Source organism: Nakamurella sp. UYEF19 (assembly GCF_040546275.1).
In the GTDB taxonomy this organism is placed as follows: domain Bacteria; phylum Actinomycetota; class Actinomycetes; order Mycobacteriales; family Nakamurellaceae; genus Nakamurella.
Genome location: NZ_JBEPNO010000066.1, coordinates 1 through 1,690 on the forward strand (window position 1 = coordinate 1; position 1,690 = coordinate 1,690).

The 1,690-nt window shown below is 65.9% G+C and carries 1 protein-coding gene; it reads right to left on the reverse strand.

Going from position 1 to position 1,690, the window contains the following annotated elements; translation table 11 throughout:
* Positions 1 to 171: 171 nt before the first annotated feature.
* Positions 172 to 1,569, reverse strand: a complete 1,398-nt coding sequence (locus ABIB25_RS29120; protein ID WP_354532005.1) for an IS1380 family transposase — start codon at positions 1,567 to 1,569, stop codon at positions 172 to 174.
* Positions 1,570 to 1,690 lie beyond the last annotated feature (121 nt).

The following is a 1,690-nucleotide window of genomic DNA, read 5'->3' on the forward strand; positions in this document are numbered from 1 at the left end:
CCTCGATCTTTCTTGAGATGCTGGCCCTTCCCTCTGCGCGATAGATCTGGTGGTGTCGCGGGGTTGAGCCCCAACGCGGGTTCGTCAAAGCGCCCGGTGGTCACCTGGGCGGTGCCGGATTCCACGTTCCGGTGGGTTTTCTTGGTGCTGGTCGGGGTGGCGTGGCTTGGGTCAAGTTGGCTGTGGGATGGCGTGCAGTCGGGTCAGGCCGGTGGTGAACAGGTGCCCGTGCGTTGCGTGTCCGGATAGTCGTAGGTAGGTGCGGCGGGATCGGCGGGCGATGGTCCCGGCGACTGAGAACAGCAGCAACCGCAGCCGTTTCGGCTCCCACCGGCGGGCTCCGGCGCCGGTCAAGGCGAGCATCTGCAACCAGGCGGTCAGCTCGGTCGCCAACTGCACGATAGCGACCCAGATCTGGTTTTGCGCGAACGCGGTGAGCGGCAGGTTCCGCAGCCCGGTGTCCTTCGCATTGCGGATCCGGTCCTCGCAACGGGCCCGGTGCCGGTGCCGCAGCTCCAGATCCGCCAGTTGCCCGCGGACGGTGTTGGTGACAAACGCGGTGAGCCGGTTCCCATCGACGTCGGTGAACCGCAACTGGGCGCCGGGGTGCGGCCGTTCAGCGCGGACGATGACCCGCATCCCTGCCGGCCAGGTGCCCAGGTCGAGCATGCCGGTGAGTTCGGTGACCCACGCCCCGTCGCGAACCTTCCCGTCGGCGTCGTAGGCCGGTGTCCAACCAGCTTCGGGGATCTGGTTGATCTTGTCCACGATGTCCTGTGACAACCCGAACCCCACCGAGTACGACAACCCCTGCGCATGCAGCCAGGACAGGAACCCGTGGGTGCCGCCGCCCCCGTCTGCGCGGATCAACACCTTCCGCCCGACCCGGCCGCCGCGGCAACCGAACGGCAACTGCCGCAACGCATCCTTGGTCACTGCGATGTGATCTGCGGCGGTGTTGGACCCGGCCCTACCTTCGCGGAGCATCATCGACAGCGGCTCACCGGTGCCATCGGGGCCGTGATCCACCCACGACCCGAGCGGATGGAAGCCGAAGCCGCGCTTGTAGGTCGGCGACGCGAGTTCCTTTTCTGAGTGGGAGGTGATCAACGTGGCGTCCAGGTCGATCACCAACGGACGCTCGGCGCTGATCTGGTAGTCGGGTGCATCCTTCCCGGCCATTTTCCACACCCGATTACGGACAACACTTCTGGCTTGATGGATCGCCGCCAACGCTGCCTGCGGGGTGGAGGCCAGCGAGTTGATCAACCGGGACACCGTCGGGTCGGAGGCGACCCGGCCGAACACCGCGGGTTCGCTGCGCAGCGCCGCAATGTCGGCCAGGCAGTCCCCGCCGACAGCGACGCTGATCGCCAAGTCCAGCAGAATCTTCCCCGGATCCAGCATCGCCCACTGCTTGCGCCACGGCGCCAGGGCGGTTGACAGTTCCCGGTCCAAACCGATCTTCCCGGCGGCGGCGACCAGCAGCACCGCACCGGCGTTCGACACCACCCGCTTCGCGGTCGTGTCCACTGTCAACGGCGGGTAGAAACCGGTAGGCTGCGACATCAGAAAGGTGCTCCTGTTTGCTGAGAATGTTGACCTTAGAGGCCATCATTATCGCAGGTGAGAGCACCTTTCGCCTACTTCGAAACGCCGACCTCAGCACCCGCATGAAAGCGCGAGGCTA

Excerpts from the sequence above, each read along its gene's own strand:
- ABIB25_RS29120 (WP_354532005.1), bottom strand. The coding sequence starts at position 1,569 with ATGTCGCAGCCTACCGGTTTCTACCCGCCGTTGACAGTGGACACGACC.